The sequence below is a fragment of the Pseudomonas sp. S06B 330 genome (assembly GCF_002845275.2).
Classification (GTDB): domain Bacteria; phylum Pseudomonadota; class Gammaproteobacteria; order Pseudomonadales; family Pseudomonadaceae; genus Aquipseudomonas.
This window is the reverse complement of sequence record NZ_CP088149.1, coordinates 3,797,727-3,817,232: the sequence shown is the minus strand read 5'-3', so window position 1 is coordinate 3,817,232 and position 19,506 is coordinate 3,797,727. Positions and strand designations below refer to the sequence as shown.

Genomic DNA, 19,506 nt, shown 5'->3' with positions numbered 1-19,506 from the left:
CCTCGTCGCATCGGTCTTGGAAAAAATTCTCGCTCACACAGCGCAGATCAGAAGCCTGGCGTAAGTCATGTTCAGCGAACGTTGCGACGGTCGAACGATGGGGCTCGAAGAGGGGAAGTGAGCAGGCGTAGGCGAGGTGTTCGCTGCAGGGTGGCTCGTGGTTGCCGAGCTGCAGTGACAGTGCTGCCGGGTGCCTCATGATGCGCTTCCGTCCCTCGGGACAACTTCGTTCCAGTCGCAACCTCGTCAAACTGCCTTGTGGGCTGTACAGACACGAGTCGGCTCAGGTGGGTAAGTTAGAGCGCGGCTCGAAGGCCCTTGCCAGGGCCTCTGATTAGCGGGAGCGGGGCCATCATGCCTCGACGATTTGAGGTCGTCAAATGTTTTGTAGTGCTTTTTTCATTCCACTACATCTTTGGTCTAATGCGACTCTTCAGTCAGTTTCGAGGCCTTTGGTCGAGACCTTGATTTGCCTGGGTTCAGTCCAAAGCGTCGACTTTCACCCGTAAAGTCATGTTTTCTCCGCGTTGAGTGCTGTAGGAGAGGGTTGAGGCGCTGCGTTCGGCTTGGCTCTGCTGGTTGACACCGGCCAGAGTGATCCACTCACCGAGCTTGCCGCTGACCTTTGTGTCGGTGCTTTGTACCTTCACTACATCAGGACGTTCCTGGCTCATCCGGTCATTGTTGGTGCTGATGCTTAGGGTCACGTTGTCGCCGCTGACGTTTGCCGTGACGTAGAAACCCTGGGTGACGTTACGGTATTCGGTATCACTCTGCAGGCGGCCGTAGCCATCAGTACTGGTGCTGGTGATCGGAACGCTCTGGCCCACCTGAATCAGCGCCGGGCTGCCTTCGCTGGCCTGTACTTGCTGCATCCCGCCTTCGCGGTTGGCGGTGCCGTAGCGAATCACCCGGGCGTTGCCACGGTTGTCCTGGAAGTTGCTGTCGTTGTTGTCGACGCTGATCATCAGGCGCCGCGGCGCGGTGTCCAGTTGTTGCAGGAGGGTGCGCAGGTCGTCGATCCGTTCAGGGTCGGCATTGACGATAAGCTTGTTCTCGAAGGCGCTCACCGTGCCGTTCTTGCCGATAAAAGATTGTGCGGTGGGGAGTAATTCGGCGCTGGTGCGGTGGTTCAGTGGCAGGACTTCAGTGGCGGCCAGCGCATTCAGGCTGAACGTCAGAAGCAGGGAGGCGAGTAGGGGGCGTAGCGGCATGTCCATGATCTCCGCGGGTGGAGTGGACATGATGGCAAATTTGCAGGGGTTATGGGAGTGACCCCGGTGGCGCAGCGCACTTGCACTTGGTTAATAAGGGCCGGCCTTGCCAGCGATGGGGCGGTCCGCATTCAGTGTGCAGTGCCCCTGGCCCGGCAATGCCGGGCCTCGCCAGCAAGAAGTCAGACCAGTTCCCGCGACTCGCGAACCATGTCCACGTGCGGAATCCCCGCTTCGAGGAACTCTTCGCTGACCACCTTGAAGCCAAGGCGCTCATAGAACGGTGTGGCATGCACCTGTGCGCTGAGCATCTGCTGCTTGAGGTCGCGGTTCTGCGCTTCGACGATAACCGCCTGCATCAGTGCATCGCCGACTTTCAGGCCGCGCCAATCCTTGAGCACCGAGACGCGACCGATCTGACCGTCGCCGAGCAGGCGGGCGGTACCGATGGCGTAATCACCTTCCATGGCAAGGAAATGCACGGCGCTATCGTCGTCGGCATCCCACTCCAGTTCAGGCGGCACGCATTGTTCGGCGATGAATACGGCTTCACGGATACGGCGAATGTCGGCGTTGTCTTTGTGCCAGTCGGCGAGGCGAACGCGGATTTTATTCATTGGCAAACCCCAAGCTTCCTTGTTTGACCAGTTCGCAGATCAATGTAAGGCCTTGATCGCTTTCAAGCCACTCTTCGAGGTTTTCGATGTGCAACGCATCGGCGGCGCAGATCAGTTTCAGCAGTTCGCGCAGATCGCCTGGCAGCAAGCGGCTTTGGCCGCTGGCGAACAGCAACAGGTTGTCGTCGACTTCCGACCAGGCCAGGCGAGCACTTGGATTGCGAATCAGGATCGCACCTTGGGCCAGGCTTTCGATCAGGTCGGCTTCGTCCAGCGGCTCGCCGGCGACCATTTCCGGATAGCGTGGCTCGGTCATGAACTGGCCGAACCAGGTCAGCAGCAGGCGCTCGTCGCCCATGTGCTCGGTCAGCAGGCTCTTCAGGCGGCCGAGGGCGTCGTGCTGGATCTGGTGTGGATCGCTGACCGGCTGAGCGTCGGCGTCGCTGTAGCGCTCTTCGTCCGGCAGGAACTGGCTGAGGAAGTCGGTGAAGTGGGTCAGTACTTCGGCGGCACTTGGCGCACGGAAACCCACCGAGTAGGTCAGGCAGTTGTCTTCGGCAATGCCGTAATGTGCCAGGCGCGGCGGCAGGTAGAGCATGTCGCCCGGTTCCAGGGTCCACTCCTCGCTCTGCTCGAACTCGGCCAGGATGCGCAGGTCGGCATGCTCGAGCAGCGGGCTGTCGCTGTCGCACATTTGGCCGATCTTCCAGTTGCGCTTGCCTTCGCCTTGCAGCAGGAACACGTCGTAGTTATCGAAGTGCGGACCGACGCTGCCACCTGGGGCGGCAAAGCTGATCATCACATCGTCGATGCGCCAGCTTGGCAGGAAGCGAAAGTGCTCCAGCAACTCATGGACTTCTGGCACGAACTGGTCGACCGCTTGTACCAGCAGGGTCCAGTCACGTTCAGGCAGGGTGCTGAACGTGTCTTCTTCGAACGGGCCGCGGCGCAGTTCCCACGGACGCTCGCCGTGCTCGATCACCAGGCGCGATTCGACTTCTTCTTCCAGGGCCAGGCCGGCCAGTTCGTCGGCATCGATCGGGCTTTCGAAGTCGGTAAAGGCCTGGCGTACCAGCAGAGGTTTTTTCTGCCAGTAGTCGCGCATGAATTCACGGGCTGTGAGGCCGCCCAGCAGCTGCAGTGGAGTATCAGGATTCATGTGTAACCTATTGAAAAAAAGTAATTTTCTTTCGCTAATAAAAACGCCCGGCTGAGCCGGGCGTTTTCGCGCAGGGCGCAGATCAGATGCGTTTGGCTTGCGCCGCGGCGTTACCGATGTAGGAAGCTGGGGTCAGCTTCTTCAGCTCTTCGCGCGCTTCGACTGGCATGTCCAGACCATCGATGAAGGTCAGCAGTGCTTCAGGGCTGATGCCTTTGCCACGGGTCAGCTCTTTGAGCTTCTCGTAGGGGTTCTCGATGTCGTAGCGACGCATGACCGTTTGGATTGGCTCGGCCAGAACTTCCCAGCAGGCGTTCAGGTCTTCGGCGATGCGGGCTTCGTTGATTTCCAGCTTGCTGATGCCCTTGAGGCTGGCCTCGTAGGCAATCACGCTGTGGGCAAAACCAACGCCCAGGTTGCGCAGCACAGTAGAGTCGGTCAGGTCGCGCTGCCAGCGCGAGATCGGCAACTTGCTGGCCAGGTGCTGGAACAGTGCGTTGGCAATACCCAGGTTACCTTCGGAGTTTTCGAAGTCGATCGGGTTGACCTTGTGCGGCATGGTCGAGGAGCCGATTTCGCCAGCGATGGTGCGCTGCTTGAAGTAACCCAGGGAGATATAGCCCCAGATATCGCGGTCGAAGTCGATCAGGATGGTGTTGAAGCGAGCGATCGCATCGAACAGCTCGGCGATGTAGTCGTGTGGCTCGATCTGGGTGGTGTACGGGTTGAACACCAGGCCCAGCTCGTCTTCGATGAAGGCGCGGGCGTTGGCTTCCCAGTCGATCTGCGGGTAGGCCGACAGGTGGGCGTTGTAGTTGCCCACGGCGCCGTTGATCTTGCCCAGCAGCGGTACGGCAGCAACCTGAGTGATCTGGCGCTCAAGGCGGTAGACGACGTTGGCCAGCTCTTTGCCCAGGGTGGTCGGCGAAGCCGGTTGACCGTGGGTGCGCGATAGCATCGGTACGTCGGCGAAGCGGTGGGCCAGCTCACGGATAGCCTGAGCGATCTGGCGCATCAGTGGCAGCAGCACGCTGTCACGGCCTTCGCGCAGCATCAGGGCGTGGGACAGGTTGTTGATGTCTTCACTGGTGCAGGCGAAATGAATGAACTCGCTGACCTTGGCCAGTTCTGGCAGCTTGGCAGCCTGCTCTTTGAGCAGGTACTCAATGGCCTTGACGTCGTGGTTGGTGGTGCGCTCGATTTCTTTCACGCGTTCGGCGTGCTCGAGGGCGAACTCATCAGCCAGGCCGTTGAGCAGTGCATTGGCTTCAGCGGAAAACGCTGGAACTTCAGCGATTTGCGGATGGGCGGCGAGGCGTTGCAACCAGCGCACCTCAACCAAGGCGCGGAAACGGATCAGACCGTATTCGCTGAAGATAGGGCGCAGGGCCTGGGTTTTGCCGGCATAACGGCCGTCAACAGGGGAAACCGCAGTGAGCGAGGAAAGCTGCATGGGGTGTTCTCGGACAGTCAGGCTTTGAAGAGGGCGCATATCATACATGAAAAATGCGCTCGGGTCGGGTGGCTGACAAAAGGTAATGCCAGCACATCAATCAAAAAATACGGCCGGCAAGGTCGGCCACCACAAGGTTTCGGTGTACACCGAACCACTGTGGGAGCCGGTCTTGCCGGTGATGGGGCAGTCAGCCGCGCAGCATCGGATACAGCTCTTTGAGCAGTTTGCGCCGGCTGATCACCAACTGCCAGCGATGTCCGCCCAGCTGACGCCACAGGCGCGCAGCACGAATGCCGGCCAGCAGCAGGGCGCGGATCTTCGAGGCGTTGCTCGGCTGTTGCAGGTGGCGCATGTCGCCGTGTACCTGAATGCGCTGGCGCAGGGTGCTCAAAGTGTCCTGGTACAGGGCGCCGCTGGAGGCAATGACGTTCTCGTGCACCAGGCCAAAATGCTCAGCCTGGGACTGGATCTGCGGCAGGCGATTGCCGATCACATCGAGCATATCGCCGCGTTTGGCCAGCTGGCGCTCAAGGCCTAGCATCGACAAGGCATAACGCAGCGGCTCGCGCTGCAGGCTGCCCGGGTCGCGCTCCAGGGCGCTGGCCAGGGCGCGGTACCCGTCGCGCAGGTTGAGGTCGTCACCGCCGAACACTTCCAGGGTGTTTTGCGGATCACGCACCAGCAGGCTGCCGAGCATGCAGCCCAGATTGGCCTCGCTGGCCTGGCCGGTGCGAGCGATGCGGTCAACCAGCACCGCGGCCTGAAAGACACCGCCAAGGGCGATCAACTGCTCTTGAATCGAGCTCATCAGTGGGCGCTCCACGGCTCGGCCGTTTCGATTACGCCGCCACCGAGGCAGATTTCACCGTCGTAGAACACCACGGACTGCCCCGGCGTCACCGCGCGCTGCGGTTCGTCGAAGACTGCGCGGTAGCCACCTTCGGTGCGCTCCAGGGTGCAGGTCTGGTCGCTCTGGCGATAGCGTACTTTGGCCGTCAGCTGGCGCGGGTTGGACAGGTCGATCGGGTTGACCCAGAAAATCTCCGAGGCCAGCAAGGCGCGGGAGAACAGCCACGGGTGCTCGTTGCCCTGGCCGACCACCAGCACGTTACGGCTGAGGTCTTTTTCCAGGACATACCACGGCTCGTCGCTGGCGTCCTTGAGGCCGCCGATGCCCAGGCCCTGGCGTTGGCCGATGGTGTGATACATCAGGCCGTGATGACGGCCGATCACTTCACCGTCGGTGGTCTGGATCTCGCCGGGTTGCGCCGGCAGGTATTGCTTGAGGAAATCGCTGAAGCGACGTTCGCCAATAAAGCAGATGCCGGTGGAGTCTTTCTTCTTCGCGGTGGCCAGGCCGTGTTTCTCGGCAATAGCACGTACTTCAGGCTTTTCCAGCTCGCCGACCGGGAACAGGGTGCGGGCAATCTGCTCGCCGCCGACGGCGTGGAGGAAGTAGCTCTGGTCCTTGTTCGGATCCAGGCCCTTGAGCAGCTCAGTGCGCCCGTCGGTGTCGCGGCGGCGCACGTAGTGGCCGGTGGCGATCAGGTCGGCGCCGAGCATCAGGGCGTAGTCGAGGAACGCCTTGAACTTGATTTCGCGGTTGCAGAGGATGTCCGGGTTCGGCGTGCGACCGGCTTTGTACTCTTCGAGGAAATGTTCAAAGACGTGATCCCAGTACTCGGCGGCAAAGTTGGCAGTGTGCAGCTTGATGCCGATGCGGTCGCACACGGCCTGGGCATCGGCCAGGTCTTCGCGGGCGGTGCAATATTCGGTGCCGTCGTCCTCTTCCCAGTTCTTCATGAACAGGCCTTCCACCTGATAGCCCTGCTCCATCAGCAGGAGGGCGGAGACGGAAGAGTCCACGCCGCCGGACATGCCGACGATAACGCGTGTCTTTTCGGGTTCGTAAAGTGCTGGACTGATCATAGGTACCGGCTGTGTATCTGGAAAAAGACAACGATTCTATCAGGCTGTGGGCCGCAAGGCATCGTCGCTGTCAGTCGCGGATTAAGGCCAGGCTGTGCAGCGGCCCGGTCAGGTAATCGTCAATGCAGCGTGGCACCAGCTCGCTGCGCCAGCGTGCGGGGTCGGCCAGCAGCTCCTCGCGGGTCAGCCACACGGCGCGGACGATGTCGCTGTCCAGAGCGCGCTCAGGGTGGTGTTTGAGCGGGCGGGCGGCAAAGCAGATGCGCTGGTAGGTCACGCCGTTACTGGGGGCAGTATAGAGATAGATGCCGACAACCCCTGTCAGCTCGACCTCCCAGGCGGTTTCTTCGAGGGTTTCGCGCAGGGCTGCGTCGAGCAGGCTTTCGTTGGCCTCCAGGTGGCCGGCGGGCTGATTGAAGACATGCTTGCCGGCTTTGAATTCTTCGACCATGAGGAAGCGGCCCTGGTCTTCGATGAGGGTGGCGACAGTGATATGCGGTTGCCAGGTCATGTGCGAGGTCCTTGGGTGATCTCTAGGGCCCTATCGCTGGCAAGCCAGCTCCCACGGGATCACCGCTGACCTCTGGGAGCTGGCTTGCCAGTGATAGGGGCGCTGCTGTAGTCCGAAAAAGCAGAAGCCCCGGTGCGTGGCCGGGGCTTCTGATGTTACGTCAAGTGAACCTTACAGTGCGGTAATCGCGCTGTTGAGGGTCTGGCTTGGGCGCATCACTTTGCTGGTCAGCTCGGCATCTGGGTAGTAGTAACCACCGATTTCAACCGGCTTGCCTTGTACGGCGTTGAGCTCAGCGACGATGGTCGCTTCGTTCTCGGCCAGGGTTTTTGCCAGTGGCGCAAAGCGCGCTTGCAGTGCCGCGTCGTCGCTCTGTGCAGCCAGTGCCTGGGCCCAGTACAGGGTCAGGTAGAAGTGGCTGCCACGGTTGTCGATACCGCCGACCTTGCGCGCAGGGGACTTGTTGGTGTCCAGGAACTGGCCGGTGGCCTGGTCCAGGGTCGCCGCCAGTACCTTGGCTTTCGAGTTGTCGTAGGTAGTGCCCAGGTGCTCCAGGGAAGCTGCCAGGGCCAGGAATTCGCCCAGCGAATCCCAACGCAGGAAGTTCTCTTCAACCAGTTGCTGTACGTGCTTCGGAGCCGAGCCGCCGGCGCCGGTTTCGAACAGGCCGCCGTTGTTCATCAGCGGTACGATCGACAGCATCTTGGCGCTGGTGCCCAGTTCCATGATCGGGAACAGGTCAGTCAGGTAGTCGCGCAGGACGTTGCCGGTCACCGAGATAGTGTCCTGGCCCGCACGGATGCGCTGCAGGGAAACCTTCATGGCCTCGACAGGCGACAGGACGCGGATGTCCAGGCCGGTGGTGTCGTGGTCTTTCAGGTACTGCTGGACCTTTTCGATCAGCACGCCGTCGTGGGCGCGCTGTGGGTCGAGCCAGAACAGCGCTGGGGTGTTGCTGGCGCGGGCGCGGTTGACGGCCAGTTTGACCCAGTCCTGGATCGGCGCGTCTTTGGTCTGGCACATGCGGAAGATGTCGCCGGCTTCGACTTCCTGGGACAGCAGCAGGTTGCCCTTGCCATCAACCACACGGATTACGCCGTCGGCCTTGGCCTGGAAGGTCTTGTCGTGAGAGCCGTACTCTTCGGCTTTCTGCGCCATCAGGCCAACGTTCGGTACGCTGCCCATGGTGGTCGGATCGAAGGCGCCGTGTTGCTTGCAGTCTTCGATAACGGCCTGGTAGATGGTGGCGTAGCAACGATCCGGGATCACGGCCTTGGTGTCTTGCAGTTGGCCTTCGGTGTTCCACATCTTGCCCGAGTCACGGATCATGGCCGGCATCGAAGCGTCGACGATGACGTCGCTTGGTACGTGCAGGTTGGTGATGCCCTTGTCGGAGTTGACCATGGCCAGCGCTGGACGCACGTCGTAGACAGCTTTGACGTCGGCTTCGATCTGCGCCTGCTGCTCAGCTGGCAGGGCCTTGATGCGGGCGTACAGGTCGCCGATACCGTTGTTCAGGTTGAAGCCGATCTCTTCGAGTACGGCGGCGTGCTTGTTCAGCGCATCCTGGTAGTACTCGGCAACGATCTGGCCGAACATGATCGGGTCGGAGACCTTCATCATGGTAGCTTTGAGGTGTACCGACAGCAGTACGCCTTTGGCCTTGGCATCTTCGATTTCGACGGCGATGAATTTACGCAGCGCCTTGGTGCTCATGACGGCGCAGTCGATGATCTCGCCGGCATTGACCGCAGTCTTTTCTTTCAGAACGGTGGTGGTGCCGTTCTTGTCCAGCAGCTCGATGCGCAGGGTGTCATCGGCTTCGATCAGTGCGGCTTTTTCGCTGCCGTAGAAGTCGCCATGGCTCATGTGGGCCACGTGGGACTTGGAGTCAGCAGCCCAGGCGCCCATCTTGTGCGGGTGCTTGCGCGCGTAGTTCTTGACCGACAGGGGGGCGCGGCGGTCAGAGTTACCTTCACGCAGCACCGGGTTTACGGCGCTGCCCTTGATGCGGTCGTAGCGCGCCTTGGCTTCTTTCTCGGCATCGGTAGCGGCGGCTTCTGGGTAGTCTGGAACATTGAAGCCCTTGGCTTGCAGTTCCTTGATCGCGGCTTTGAGCTGCGGTACCGAGGCGCTGATGTTCGGCAGCTTGATGATGTTGGCTTCTGGCGTGGTTGCCAGTTGGCCCAGTTCTGCCAGGTGGTCGGCCACTTGCTTGTCGGCGCCGAGCTGTTCAGGGAAGGCAGAAAGGATGCGGCCGGCCAGAGAGATGTCCCGGGTTTCTACGGCGATGTCGGCGCAAGCGGTAAAGGCTTCGACGATGGGGAGCAGTGAATAGGTGGCGAGGGCAGGGGCTTCGTCGGTGAAGGTGTAGATGATCTTGGATCGGGTGGGCATATTCGGGTTAACTCTCTGTTTTGCTGAGCGTGCGCAGAATCTCGAAGTGCGCAGGGTAGGCGCTTCGCTCAGACACATCTATGAGCAGAAGGTCGAGGGTTCTGTGCGGTGATGGTGGATTGCATCAGTCGAGTGTCAAGCGGCTGAACTGCGGTAGCAGCCCAGTCAGGTCGGGGTCGCGCTTCAGACGCTTTGCCCCTGTGACCCTTTGGTCACCGGCGGAGTATATCAAATCCTTGATCGGAATCACCAAGATCAACGTGTAACGGCGGCTTTTTTAGACCAAAGATGTAGGCGCAATGGCCCCAGAATGGTGCATTCGCGCCCATGGTTCCCGTTGCCGTGCAACTGGGGTACGCTCTGGGGATCCAGATGACGTACCACACCAAAAAAAACGGAGTGCAGCATGGGATACCAGAAAATCAAGGTTCCGGCAGTCGGCGACAAAATCACCGTCAATGCGGACCATTCTCTCAATGTTCCTGATAATCCGATCATCCCGTTCATCGAAGGCGACGGCATTGGCGTAGACGTCAGTCCCGTCATGATCAAAGTGGTCGATGCTGCTGTAGAAAAAGCCTATGGGGGCAAGCGCAAGATTTCCTGGATGGAAGTCTATGCCGGTGAAAAGGCCACCCAGGTGTATGACCAGGATACCTGGCTGCCTCAGGAAACCCTGGACGCGGTCAAAGATTACGTCGTCTCCATCAAAGGCCCGCTGACCACCCCGGTCGGTGGCGGTATTCGCTCTCTCAACGTGGCCCTGCGCCAGCAGCTGGACCTGTATGTCTGCCTGCGTCCTGTGGTGTGGTTCCAGGGTGTGCCCAGCCCGGTGAAAAAGCCTGGCGACGTCGATATGGTGATCTTCCGGGAAAACTCCGAAGACATTTATGCCGGTATCGAATGGAAAGCCGGTTCGCCCGAGGCGAACAAGGTCATCAAGTTCCTCAAAGAAGAAATGGGCGTTACCAAGATCCGTTTCGACCAGGATTGCGGTATCGGCATCAAGCCGGTGTCCAAAGAGGGTACTCAGCGCCTGGTGCGTAAAGCCCTGCAGTATGTAGTGGATAACGACCGCAAGTCGCTGACCATCGTGCACAAAGGCAACATCATGAAGTTCACCGAAGGTGCCTTCAAAGATTGGGGCTACGAGATCGCCAAGAACGAATTCGGCGCCGAGCTGCTCGACGGCGGCCCGTGGATGAAGTTCAAGAACCCGAAAACCGGTCGTGAAGTGATTGTCAAAGATGCCATCGCTGACGCCATGCTCCAGCAGATCCTCCTGCGTCCGGCTGAATACGACGTGATTGCCACTCTCAACCTCAACGGTGACTACCTTTCTGACGCCCTGGCGGCGGAAGTTGGTGGTATCGGTATTGCGCCGGGTGCCAACCTGTCTGATACCGTGGCAATGTTCGAAGCCACGCACGGTACCGCGCCAAAATACGCTGGCAAGGACCAGGTAAACCCCGGTTCAGTGATTCTCTCGGCTGAGATGATGCTGCGTCACCTGGGCTGGACTGAGGCGGCGGATCTGATTATCAAAGGTACCAATGGCGCTATTGCTGCCAAGACGGTGACCTATGACTTCGAGCGTCTGATGGATGGCGCAACCCTGGTCACCAGTTCCGGTTTCGGTGAGGCCCTGATCAAGCACATGTAAAACGTCACAAAAAACCGGCCAACTCTCATGGGTTGGCCGGTTTTTTATTGTCTGCCGGGGTGGGTCAGGCGTCGGCCGTTACCGGGTTGCTGGTGGGCGAGGCAGTGATTTGCGTCGCGGCATTGGAGATATTTACCGCGTGCAGTCCTTTGGGGCCCTGGATGATCTCGAAGCTGACAGGTTGGCCGGCCTTCAATGTTTTATAACCTTCCATTTGAATGGCCGAGTAATGAGCAAACAGATCCTCTGTTTTGCCATCTTCATTGATGAATCCATAGCCCTTGGCATTGTTGAACCACTTGACTTTACCGCTTGCCATCCTCATTCCCTCTGCAAAGGACTCCATCACTGGAGTATCATCCACTCCATCCGCATATGAACCTGCGAAAATTCTGGTTGACTGCGCGGATCTTTATCGACCACGGTGGGTTCTTATTGGTTGTAACACCGTTTTGCCGATAGTCAAGGTGAGGTGACGGCAATCCCGCGTCGCCTGTGCGGTCAACCCATAAACCAACTTGCCGAAATGATGAAATTCTTTCCATGCATGCACATAGCCAGATTCGACTAACATTCAATCAGGATCGCCCGCAATCGCATGAGGACGATGGTGCTGGCCTGGCGGTACAGGAGGCCAAGCCGGCCCTGCAGGCACCACCCATGTATAAGGTGGTTTTGTTCAACGATGACTACACACCGATGGATTTCGTCGTCGAAGTGCTCGAGGTGTTTTTTAACCTGAATCGCGAGCTGGCGACCAAGGTCATGCTAGCCGTCCATACAGAAGGACGGGCAGTATGCGGATTGTTTACCCGCGACATCGCCGAAACCAAGGCCATGCAGGTCAACCAATACGCAAGGGAAAGCCAGCATCCGCTACTCTGTGAAATCGAGAAGGACGGTTAATCGCCGACCACTTGGGTATGAGGTGAAGCTATGTTAAACCGCGAGCTCGAAGTCACCCTCAATCTGGCCTTCAAGGAGGCACGTTCGAAGCGTCATGAGTTCATGACCGTCGAGCACCTGCTGCTGGCACTATTGGATAATGAGGCCGCCGCGACCGTTCTGCGCGCCTGCGGCGCGAACCTCGACAAACTCAAACACGACCTGCAGGAGTTTATCGACTCCACCACGCCATTGATCCCCGTGCATGACGAGGACCGTGAAACCCAGCCAACCCTGGGCTTCCAGCGTGTATTGCAGCGCGCAGTCTTTCATGTCCAGAGCTCGGGCAAGCGTGAAGTCACCGGCGCCAATGTGCTGGTTGCGATTTTCAGCGAACAGGAAAGCCAGGCGGTGTTTCTGCTCAAGCAGCAGAGCGTGGCGCGTATCGATGTGGTCAACTACATCGCCCATGGTATCTCCAAGGTGCCGGGCCATGGTGAGCACTCCGACGGCGAGCAAGATATGCAGGACGAGGATGGCGGCGAAACGTCATCGTCGGGCAATCCGCTGGATGCCTATGCCAGCAACCTCAACGAACAAGCCCGTCAAGGGCGGATTGATCCGCTGGTCGGTCGTGAGCTGGAAGTCGAGCGTGTGGCGCAGATCCTTGCGCGTCGCCGCAAGAATAACCCGTTGCTGGTCGGTGAGGCCGGTGTCGGCAAGACGGCCATTGCGGAAGGCTTGGCCAAGCGAATCGTCGATGGCCAGGTGCCTGACCTGCTGGCGCAAAGCGTGGTCTACTCCCTGGACCTCGGTGCGCTGTTGGCCGGCACCAAGTACCGTGGTGACTTCGAGAAGCGCTTCAAGGCGCTGCTGAACGAATTGCGTAAACGGCCACAGGCGATCCTGTTCATTGACGAGATCCACACCATCATCGGTGCCGGTGCGGCCTCAGGTGGCGTCATGGACGCTTCCAACCTGCTCAAGCCGTTGCTGTCTTCGGGTGATATCCGTTGCATCGGATCGACCACGTTTCAGGAGTTTCGTGGCATCTTCGAGAAGGACCGGGCCTTGGCGCGGCGCTTCCAGAAGGTCGATGTCAGCGAGCCCTCGGTGGAAGACACTGTGGGCATCTTGCGTGGGCTCAAGGGGCGTTTCGAGTCGCATCACAATATCGAATACAGTGATGAGGCCCTGCGCGCTGCTGCCGAGTTGGCAGCCCGTTACATCAATGATCGCCACATGCCTGACAAGGCTATCGATGTCATCGACGAAGCGGGTGCCTACCAGCGTCTGCAGCCGGTCGAAATGCGCGTCAAGCGTATCGAAGTACCGCAAGTCGAAGACATCGTCGCGAAAATCGCGCGGATACCGCCAAAACACGTGACCAGTTCCGACAAGGAGCTGCTGCGTAACCTTGAGCGTGACCTGAAGCTGACGGTGTTCGGCCAGGATGCGGCGATCGATTCGCTGGCCACTGCCATCAAGCTGTCGCGTGCCGGGTTGAAGGCGCCTGATAAGCCGGTTGGTTCGTTCCTGTTTGCTGGCCCCACGGGTGTCGGTAAAACCGAAGCAGCGCGCCAGTTGGCCAAGGCCTTGGGCGTCGAGCTGGTACGCTTCGACATGTCCGAGTACATGGAGCGTCATACCGTTTCGCGCCTGATCGGTGCGCCTCCAGGCTATGTTGGTTTCGATCAGGGCGGTTTGCTCACCGAGGCCATCACCAAGCAGCCGCATTGCGTACTGTTGCTCGATGAAATCGAGAAGGCCCATCCGGAAGTCTTCAACCTGCTGCTGCAGGTGATGGACCACGGTACCCTGACCGACAACAACGGGCGCAAGGCGGATTTCCGTAACGTCATCGTCATCATGACCACCAACGCCGGTGCTGAAACTGCTGCGCGAGCCTCGATCGGCTTCACTCAGCAGGATCACTCCTCCGACGCCATGGAAGTGATCAAGAAGAGCTTCACGCCGGAGTTCCGCAACCGTCTGGACACGATCATCCAGTTTGGTCGCCTCAGTCACGACGTGATCAAGAGTGTGGTGGACAAGTTCCTCACCGAGCTGCAGGCGCAGTTGGAAGACAAGCGTGTTCTGCTGGAGGTGAGCGATGCGGCGCGCAGTTGGCTGGCTGCCGGTGGTTACGATGCGCAGATGGGCGCACGGCCAATGGCGCGGCTGATTCAGGACAAGATCAAGCGGCCTCTGGCTGAAGAGATCCTGTTTGGCGAGCTGGCTGAGCATGGCGGAGTGGTGCACATCGATATTCGCGATGGCGAGTTGGTGTTCGACTTCGAAACTACCGCTGAGATGGCATAAGAAAGGTCGGGCCGCTGCGGCTCATCGCCGGTAACGCCGGCTCCCACAAGGGTTTCAATGTGACAGTGTGGGGGCTGGACTTGCCGGGCGATACTTTTCAAAGGCCAACAAAAACGCCCGGCATATAGCCGGGCGTTTTTGTTGGTGTCGCTTAGCGGGCGCGGTAGGTGATGCGCCCCTTGCTCAGGTCATAAGGCGTCAGTTCGACGCGGACCTTGTCACCGGTCAGAATACGAATGTAGTTCTTGCGCATTTTTCCGGAGATATGCGCGGTAACGACGTGCCCATTTTCCAACTCCACACGGAACATGGTGTTGGGCAGGGTGTCGACGACAGTGCCTTCCATTTCGAAGCTGTCTTCTTTCGACATGCAGTAAAGCCCTCGGTGTCCAGTTAATGGCCCGGTGCACAACTGCGCCAGGCAAAAAAAGTGGCGTGCATTGTGCCCAAAAAATGGACTTTAAGCCAATGATTTCAGTTCAGGGTCACCCAACGTTGATTGATCAGTAGCTCAATGGGGCGGTACTGGGTCTTGTAGTTCATCTTTTTGCAGTTTTTGATCCAGTAGCCGAGGTAGACCGCGTCCAGTTCCTGGCGCAGGGCTTCGGTGATCTGCCAGAGGATGGCGAAGCGGCCGAGGCTGCGGCGCTCCTCGTCGGGATCGTAGAAGGTATAGACCGCTGACAGGCCGTTGGGCAGCAGGTCAGTGACTGCGACAGCGAGCAGTCTCCCATTTAGGCGAAACTCATAAAAACGTGAAAACGGCAGGTCGCGGACCAGGAAGGTGGCGAACTGGTCACGGCTGGGCGGGTACATGTCGCCGTCGGCGTGTCGTTGTTCGATGTAACGCCGGTACAGCTCGAAATGTTCCTCTTTGAATGCCGGGCGGGCAGCGGTGACCGTGAGGTCGGCATTGCGCTTGAGGATGCGTTTTTGCTGGCGATTAGGCAAAAAGCGCGCAGCCGGGATCCGTGCCGGCACACAGGCATTGCAGTTCTGGCAGTGCGGGCGATACAGGTGATCGCCGCTGCGCCGAAAGCCCATTTCCGACAGGTCTGCGTAGACATTTACATCCATCGGCTGGCTCGGGTCGAGAAACAGCGTGGTGGCTTGCTCGTCTGGCAGGTAGCTGCAGGAATGGGGTTGAGTGGCATAAAACTTCAACCGCGCCAGCTCTGTCATGATCAACCCCTCGGGAGGTGCTTTAGAATTAAGTGTAAGCCAGCTGGAAAAACTCGCCTAGCAAACCCAGCTGGCGCTGTTGGGTTGCTCGACATAACGCTGCAGGTAGTCGGCAAAGCTTGCGCGCGCAATGGCTCGGGCACCGAGGCTGTGCAGGTGATCGGTCGGCATCTGGCAGTCAATCAGGACAAAACCGGCCTGTTGCAGGTGCTCGACCAGGGTGACGAAGCCGACCTTTGAGGCATTGTCGGCGCGGCTGAACATGGATTCGCCGAAAAACAATCGACCCATGGCCAGGCCGTACAGGCCGCCGACCAGTTCACCGTCCTGACGCACCTCCACTGAATGGGCAAAGCCCTGTTGATGCAGCTTCAGGTAGGCGGCCTGCATATTGTCGGTAATCCAGGTGCCATCAGCGTAGTCGCGAGGCGCGGCGCAAGCGGCGATGACCGCGGCAAAATCCTGGTCGAAGCTGACCTGATAGTGACCTTGGCGGATGAATTTACGCAGCGAGCGCGACACGTGCAGTTCGTCGGGAAACAGCACCGTGCGTGGGTCGGGCGACCACCAGAGGATCGGCTGGCCGTCCTGATACCAGGGGAAGCAGCCGTGGCGGTAGGCCTGTACCAGGCGTTCGGCGCTGAGGTCGCCGCCGGCGGCAAGCAGGCCGTTGGGGTCGCGCATGGCTTTGTCCAACGGGGGGAATGTAAGGGTGTCGCGGCTCAACCAGGTCAGCATCGTCGTTCAGTGATGGAGGAGGGGAGGGCGGTCAGCATTGCCTGAAAGGGTGTCGTGGGGCAAGCCTGCATCTGCAGGGTGTGAACCCTTCAAGCAACTTGCAACCGGCTTTGTTGTCACACTTGGATAAAAACAGCGCATAAGCCTTTGTCACAAAAGAAAATGCGTGCTCAAATTGCGATATAGGAAATTGGCCCCCGTTTACGCTTGTTTCTGGCGTGCCGCCATGGCGGTAGGCGGGCAGTAATGTTAAAAGTAGTGGTTTATTGACTGTTCAATTAGGTCACACACTGTTGGACGCGCATTGAGCGCAGGAATAGAAGCGTTTTGAAGAAATCCACCGCAACATCGAATCCCTTGCCTGTGCCGCTCTGGCGCCAGCAGCTGCATTATCGCCTCAAGGAAGGTGCGCTGATCGCCATGGGGGCGCTGTGCCTGTACCTGTGGATGGCGCTGCTGACCTACGACCAGGCTGATCCGGGTTTCAGCCACACCAGCAACGTCGAGCAGGTGCAAAATGCCGCCGGACGTGCGGGTGCTTACTTCGCTGATGTCCTGTTCATGGTGTTGGGCTATTTCGCCTATATTTTCCCGTTGCTGCTGGCGATCAAGACCTGGCAGATCTTCCGTGAGCGTCACCAGCCCTGGCAGTGGAGCGGCTGGCTGTTCTCCTGGCGCCTGATCGGTCTGGTGTTCCTGGTGCTGTCGGGCGCGGCGCTGGCGCATATCCACTTTCATTCCGCTGCCAGCCTGCCAGCTTCGGCCGGTGGCGCGCTGGGTGAAAGCCTTGGTGACCTGGCCAAGAACGCCCTGAACGTGCAGGGCAGCACCCTGATGTTTATCGCCCTGTTCCTGTTCGGCCTGACGGTGTTTACCGACCTGTCCTGGTTCAAGGTCATGGACATTACCGGCAAGATCACGCTCGACCTGTTTGAGTTGTTCCAGGGCGCCGCCAATCGTTGGTGGGCCGCGCGTAATGAGCGCAAGCGCCTGGTGGCCCAGCTGCGCGAGGTCGATGACCAGGTCCATGACGTAGTCGCCCCGGCGGTGCCGGATCGCCGTGAGCAGGCCAAGGCCAAGGAACGCATCATCGAGCGTGACCAGGCCCTGAGCAAGCATGTGGCCGAGCGCGCGCAGCAGCCGGCGCCGGTGATCATGCCAGCGCCGGTCAAGGCGCCTGAGCCGAGCAAGCGTGTGCAGAAAGAAAAACAGGCGCCGCTGTTTGTCGATAGCGCCATCGAAGGCACCTTGCCACCGATCTCGATCCTCGACCCTGCCGAGAAAAAGCAGGTCAATTACTCACCTGAATCCCTGGCCGGTGTCGGTCACCTGCTGGAAATCAAACTGAAAGAATTCGGCGTTGAAGTGTCGGTGGACTCCATTCACCCCGGCCCGGTGATTACGCGTTACGAAATCCAGCCGGCCGCAGGCGTCAAGGTCAGCCGTATCGCCAACCTGGCCAAAGACTTGGCCCGCTCCTTGGCAGTGACCAGCGTGCGTGTGGTTGAAGTGATTCCTGGCAAGACCACCGTCGGTATCGAAATCCCCAACGAAGACCGGCAGATCGTGCGCTTCTCCGAAGTGCTGTCGTCGCCGCAATACGACGAAGCCAAATCGCCAGTCACCATGGCCCTGGGGCACGATATCGGCGGTAAGCCGGTGATCACTGACCTGGCGAAGATGCCGCACCTGCTGGTAGCCGGTACCACCGGTTCCGGTAAGTCGGTAGGTGTCAACGCGATGATTCTGTCGATCCTGTTCAAGTCGGGTCCGGAAGACGCCAAGCTGATCATGATTGACCCGAAAATGCTCGAGCTGTCGATCTACGAAGGCATTCCGCACCTGCTGTGCCCAGTGGTGACCGACATGAAGGACGCTGCCAACGCCCTGCGCTGGAGCGTTGCCGAGATGGAGCGGCGCTACAAACTGATGGCGGCCATGGGTGTACGTAACCTGGCGGGCTTCAACCGCAAGGTCAAAGACGCTGAAGAAGCGGGCGAGCCAATCTACGACCCGATGTTCAAGCGCGAAAGCATGGACGACGTGCCGCCGCTGCTGAAAACCCTACCGACCATCGTTGTGGTGGTCGACGAGTTTGCCGACATGATGATGATCGTCGGCAAGAAGGTCGAAGAGCTGATCGCCCGTATCGCCCAAAAGGCCCGTGCCGCCGGGATCCACTTGATCCTGGCGACCCAGCGGCCGTCGGTAGACGTCATCACCGGCCTGATCAAGGCCAACATCCCGACCCGTATGGCGTTCCAGGTGTCGAGCAAGATCGATTCGCGGACCATCATCGACCAGGGTGGCGCCGAGCAGTTGCTCGGTCACGGTGACATGCTCTACATGCCGCCTGGCACCAGCCTGCCGATCCGCGTACACGGCGCCTTCGTTTCTGATGAAGAGGTCCACCGTGTGGTCGAGGCGTGGAAGCAGCGCGGCGCGCCGGACTACAACGACGACATCCTCAACGGTGTCGAAGAGGCGGGCAGCGGCTTTGAAGGCGGCAGTGGTGGCGGTGACGATGATGCCGAAACCGACGCGTTGTACGACGAAGCCGTCCAGTTCGTCCTGGAAAGTCGCCGCGCCTCCATCTCCGCCGTACAGCGCAAGCTGAAGATCGGCTACAACCGCGCTGCGCGGATGATCGAGGCGATGGAGATGGCCGGTGTAGTCACCGCCATGAACACCAACGGCTCGCGCGAAGTGATTGCTCCTGGGCCGTCCCGCGACTGATGAATTACTCAGCCTGTGGCCCGTAACGGCCACAGGCCCATTCTTACTGCAATGAGGATTGCCATGCGCCTGATTCGCATGATGTTGGTTTCTGCCTTGACCCTGTCCAGCACCGCCGCATTTGCCGGTGAGCAGGATGTGGCGCGTCTGACCCAGTTGCTGGAAAAGTCCAGGACCATTGAGGCCCGTTTCTCCCAGCTGACCCTGGATGGTAGCGGCACCCAGCTTCAGGAAACGGCAGGGCAAATGGCGGTTCAGCGTCCTGGCCTGTTCTACTGGCACACCGATGCGCCACAGGAGCAGGTGGTGGTTTCCGACGGCAAGACTGTCACCCTGTGGGACCCGGACCTGGAGCAGGCGACCATCAAGAAGCTCGACCAGCGCCTGACCGAGACGCCGGCACTGCTGCTGTCCGGTGACGTTTCGAAGATCAGCCAGAGCTTCGATATCAGCTCCAAGGAGCAGGGTGATGTCATGGACTTCACCCTCAAGCCGAAAACCAAAGACACGCTGTTCGACTCGCTGCGTCTATCGTTCCGTAAGGGCCTGGTCAATGATATGCAGCTGATCGACAGCGTCGGCCAGCGCACCAATATTCTGTTTACCGGGGTCAAGGCCAACGGCACGATCCCTGCGAGCACATTCAAGTTCGATATCCCCAAAGGCGCGGATGTCATTTCTGAGTAAGAGGTAGTAG

Annotated in this window: 17 protein-coding genes; 5 read left to right on the top strand and 12 right to left on the bottom strand. The window is 59.4% G+C overall.

Annotation, left to right across the window (positions count from 1 at the left end; all coding sequences use genetic code 11):
* Positions 1 to 479: 479 nt before the first annotated feature.
* From CX511_RS16985 to CX511_RS16950, 8 genes are all read right to left on the bottom strand, one after another.
* A complete protein-coding gene (locus CX511_RS16985) occupies positions 480 to 1,244 on the bottom strand; it encodes a secretin N-terminal domain-containing protein (protein ID WP_082071409.1) in 765 nt (254 codons plus the stop codon).
* Between the two features lie 152 nt (positions 1,245 to 1,396).
* Positions 1,397 to 1,831: a GNAT family N-acetyltransferase gene (locus tag CX511_RS16980; RefSeq protein ID WP_045188393.1), complete on the bottom strand. Its 435-nt coding sequence runs from the start codon at positions 1,829 to 1,831 to the stop codon at positions 1,397 to 1,399.
* Complete coding sequence (locus CX511_RS16975; protein ID WP_045188391.1) at positions 1,824 to 2,990, bottom strand: ribosomal protein uL16 3-hydroxylase; 1,167 nt, start codon at positions 2,988 to 2,990, stop codon at positions 1,824 to 1,826. The genes CX511_RS16980 and CX511_RS16975 overlap by 8 nt, the downstream gene beginning before the upstream one ends.
* A gap of 82 nt (positions 2,991 to 3,072) precedes the next feature.
* On the bottom strand, positions 3,073 to 4,443 hold the full coding sequence (purB, locus tag CX511_RS16970) for an adenylosuccinate lyase (protein WP_045188389.1): 1,371 nt from the start codon (positions 4,441 to 4,443) through the stop codon (positions 3,073 to 3,075).
* Between the two features lie 190 nt (positions 4,444 to 4,633).
* On the bottom strand, positions 4,634 to 5,254 hold the full coding sequence (gene hflD, locus CX511_RS16965; RefSeq protein WP_045188388.1) for a high frequency lysogenization protein HflD: 621 nt from the start codon (positions 5,252 to 5,254) through the stop codon (positions 4,634 to 4,636).
* Entirely contained in the window at positions 5,254 to 6,375 is a 1,122-nt protein-coding gene (gene mnmA, locus CX511_RS16960; protein WP_101292963.1) for a tRNA 2-thiouridine(34) synthase MnmA, read from the bottom strand. The genes hflD and mnmA overlap by 1 nt, the downstream gene beginning before the upstream one ends.
* A 70-nt stretch (positions 6,376 to 6,445) precedes the next feature.
* Positions 6,446 to 6,886 (bottom strand): NUDIX hydrolase, encoded by a 441-nt coding sequence (locus CX511_RS16955; RefSeq protein ID WP_045188384.1) that lies wholly within the window; start codon positions 6,884 to 6,886, stop codon positions 6,446 to 6,448.
* Positions 6,887 to 7,057: 171 nt separating this feature from the next.
* Entirely contained in the window at positions 7,058 to 9,283 is a 2,226-nt protein-coding gene (locus CX511_RS16950; RefSeq protein ID WP_101292964.1) for an NADP-dependent isocitrate dehydrogenase, read from the bottom strand.
* Positions 9,284 to 9,689: 406 nt separating this feature from the next.
* Here CX511_RS16950 and icd point away from each other — a divergent pair, with 406 nt between their 5' ends.
* Positions 9,690 to 10,946, top strand: a complete 1,257-nt coding sequence (icd, locus tag CX511_RS16945; protein WP_045188381.1) for an NADP-dependent isocitrate dehydrogenase — start codon at positions 9,690 to 9,692, stop codon at positions 10,944 to 10,946.
* Positions 10,947 to 11,010: 64 nt separating this feature from the next.
* Here the strand turns inward: icd and cspD are convergent, their stop codons facing one another.
* Positions 11,011 to 11,265 carry a cold shock domain-containing protein CspD gene (cspD, locus tag CX511_RS16940; RefSeq protein ID WP_177327821.1) on the bottom strand — a complete coding sequence of 85 codons (255 nt, stop codon included), beginning with the start codon at positions 11,263 to 11,265 and terminating at the stop codon, positions 11,011 to 11,013.
* 224 nt (positions 11,266 to 11,489) lie between these two features.
* Here cspD and clpS point away from each other — a divergent pair, with 224 nt between their 5' ends.
* Positions 11,490 to 11,852: an ATP-dependent Clp protease adapter ClpS gene (gene clpS / locus CX511_RS16935; RefSeq protein WP_045188377.1), complete on the top strand. Its 363-nt coding sequence runs from the start codon at positions 11,490 to 11,492 to the stop codon at positions 11,850 to 11,852.
* Positions 11,853 to 11,882: 30 nt separating this feature from the next.
* A complete protein-coding gene (gene clpA / locus CX511_RS16930; protein WP_045188375.1) occupies positions 11,883 to 14,153 on the top strand; it encodes an ATP-dependent Clp protease ATP-binding subunit ClpA in 2,271 nt (756 codons plus the stop codon).
* A gap of 151 nt (positions 14,154 to 14,304) precedes the next feature.
* Here clpA and infA read toward each other — a convergent pair whose 3' ends face one another.
* The 3 genes from infA to aat form a co-directional block, all read right to left on the bottom strand.
* A complete protein-coding gene (gene infA / locus CX511_RS16925) occupies positions 14,305 to 14,523 on the bottom strand; it encodes a translation initiation factor IF-1 (RefSeq protein ID WP_002553999.1) in 219 nt (72 codons plus the stop codon).
* A gap of 104 nt (positions 14,524 to 14,627) precedes the next feature.
* Positions 14,628 to 15,335 carry an arginyltransferase gene (locus CX511_RS16920; RefSeq protein WP_045188371.1) on the bottom strand — a complete coding sequence of 236 codons (708 nt, stop codon included), beginning with the start codon at positions 15,333 to 15,335 and terminating at the stop codon, positions 14,628 to 14,630.
* Between the two features lie 57 nt (positions 15,336 to 15,392).
* The gene (gene aat, locus CX511_RS16915; protein ID WP_045188369.1) at positions 15,393 to 16,073 is read right to left on the bottom strand and encodes a leucyl/phenylalanyl-tRNA--protein transferase; all 681 of its coding nucleotides are present in this window, start codon (positions 16,071 to 16,073) and stop codon (positions 15,393 to 15,395) included.
* A gap of 303 nt (positions 16,074 to 16,376) precedes the next feature.
* On the opposite strand from aat, the gene ftsK reads away from it, so the two are divergent.
* Both ftsK and lolA read left to right on the top strand, forming a co-directional pair.
* A complete protein-coding gene (gene ftsK / locus CX511_RS16910) occupies positions 16,377 to 18,809 on the top strand; it encodes a DNA translocase FtsK (protein WP_177409687.1) in 2,433 nt (810 codons plus the stop codon).
* A 63-nt stretch (positions 18,810 to 18,872) separates the two neighbouring features.
* Positions 18,873 to 19,496: an outer membrane lipoprotein periplasmic chaperone LolA gene (gene lolA, locus CX511_RS16905; RefSeq protein WP_045188364.1), complete on the top strand. Its 624-nt coding sequence runs from the start codon at positions 18,873 to 18,875 to the stop codon at positions 19,494 to 19,496.
* The last annotated feature ends 10 nt before the right edge of the window (positions 19,497 to 19,506 follow it).

Excerpts from the sequence above, each read along its gene's own strand:
- icd (WP_045188381.1), top strand. The coding sequence starts at position 9,690 with ATGGGATACCAGAAAATCAAGGTTCCGGCAGTCGGCGACAAAATCACC.
- infA (WP_002553999.1), bottom strand. The coding sequence starts at position 14,523 with ATGTCGAAAGAAGACAGCTTCGAAATGGAAGGCACTGTCGTCGACACC.
- mnmA (WP_101292963.1), bottom strand. The coding sequence starts at position 6,375 with ATGATCAGTCCAGCACTTTACGAACCCGAAAAGACACGCGTTATCGTC.
- CX511_RS16920 (WP_045188371.1), bottom strand. The coding sequence starts at position 15,335 with ATGACAGAGCTGGCGCGGTTGAAGTTTTATGCCACTCAACCCCATTCC.
- CX511_RS16980 (WP_045188393.1), bottom strand. The coding sequence starts at position 1,831 with ATGAATAAAATCCGCGTTCGCCTCGCCGACTGGCACAAAGACAACGCC.
- CX511_RS16985 (WP_082071409.1), bottom strand. The coding sequence starts at position 1,244 with ATGTCCACTCCACCCGCGGAGATCATGGACATGCCGCTACGCCCCCTA.
- aat (WP_045188369.1), bottom strand. The coding sequence starts at position 16,073 with ATGCTGACCTGGTTGAGCCGCGACACCCTTACATTCCCCCCGTTGGAC.
- CX511_RS16950 (WP_101292964.1), bottom strand. The coding sequence starts at position 9,283 with ATGCCCACCCGATCCAAGATCATCTACACCTTCACCGACGAAGCCCCT.
- cspD (WP_177327821.1), bottom strand. The coding sequence starts at position 11,265 with ATGGCAAGCGGTAAAGTCAAGTGGTTCAACAATGCCAAGGGCTATGGA.
- CX511_RS16955 (WP_045188384.1), bottom strand. The coding sequence starts at position 6,886 with ATGACCTGGCAACCGCATATCACTGTCGCCACCCTCATCGAAGACCAG.
- hflD (WP_045188388.1), bottom strand. The coding sequence starts at position 5,254 with ATGAGCTCGATTCAAGAGCAGTTGATCGCCCTTGGCGGTGTCTTTCAG.
- clpS (WP_045188377.1), top strand. The coding sequence starts at position 11,490 with ATGCATGCACATAGCCAGATTCGACTAACATTCAATCAGGATCGCCCG.
- CX511_RS16975 (WP_045188391.1), bottom strand. The coding sequence starts at position 2,990 with ATGAATCCTGATACTCCACTGCAGCTGCTGGGCGGCCTCACAGCCCGT.
- clpA (WP_045188375.1), top strand. The coding sequence starts at position 11,883 with ATGTTAAACCGCGAGCTCGAAGTCACCCTCAATCTGGCCTTCAAGGAG.
- purB (WP_045188389.1), bottom strand. The coding sequence starts at position 4,443 with ATGCAGCTTTCCTCGCTCACTGCGGTTTCCCCTGTTGACGGCCGTTAT.
- lolA (WP_045188364.1), top strand. The coding sequence starts at position 18,873 with ATGCGCCTGATTCGCATGATGTTGGTTTCTGCCTTGACCCTGTCCAGC.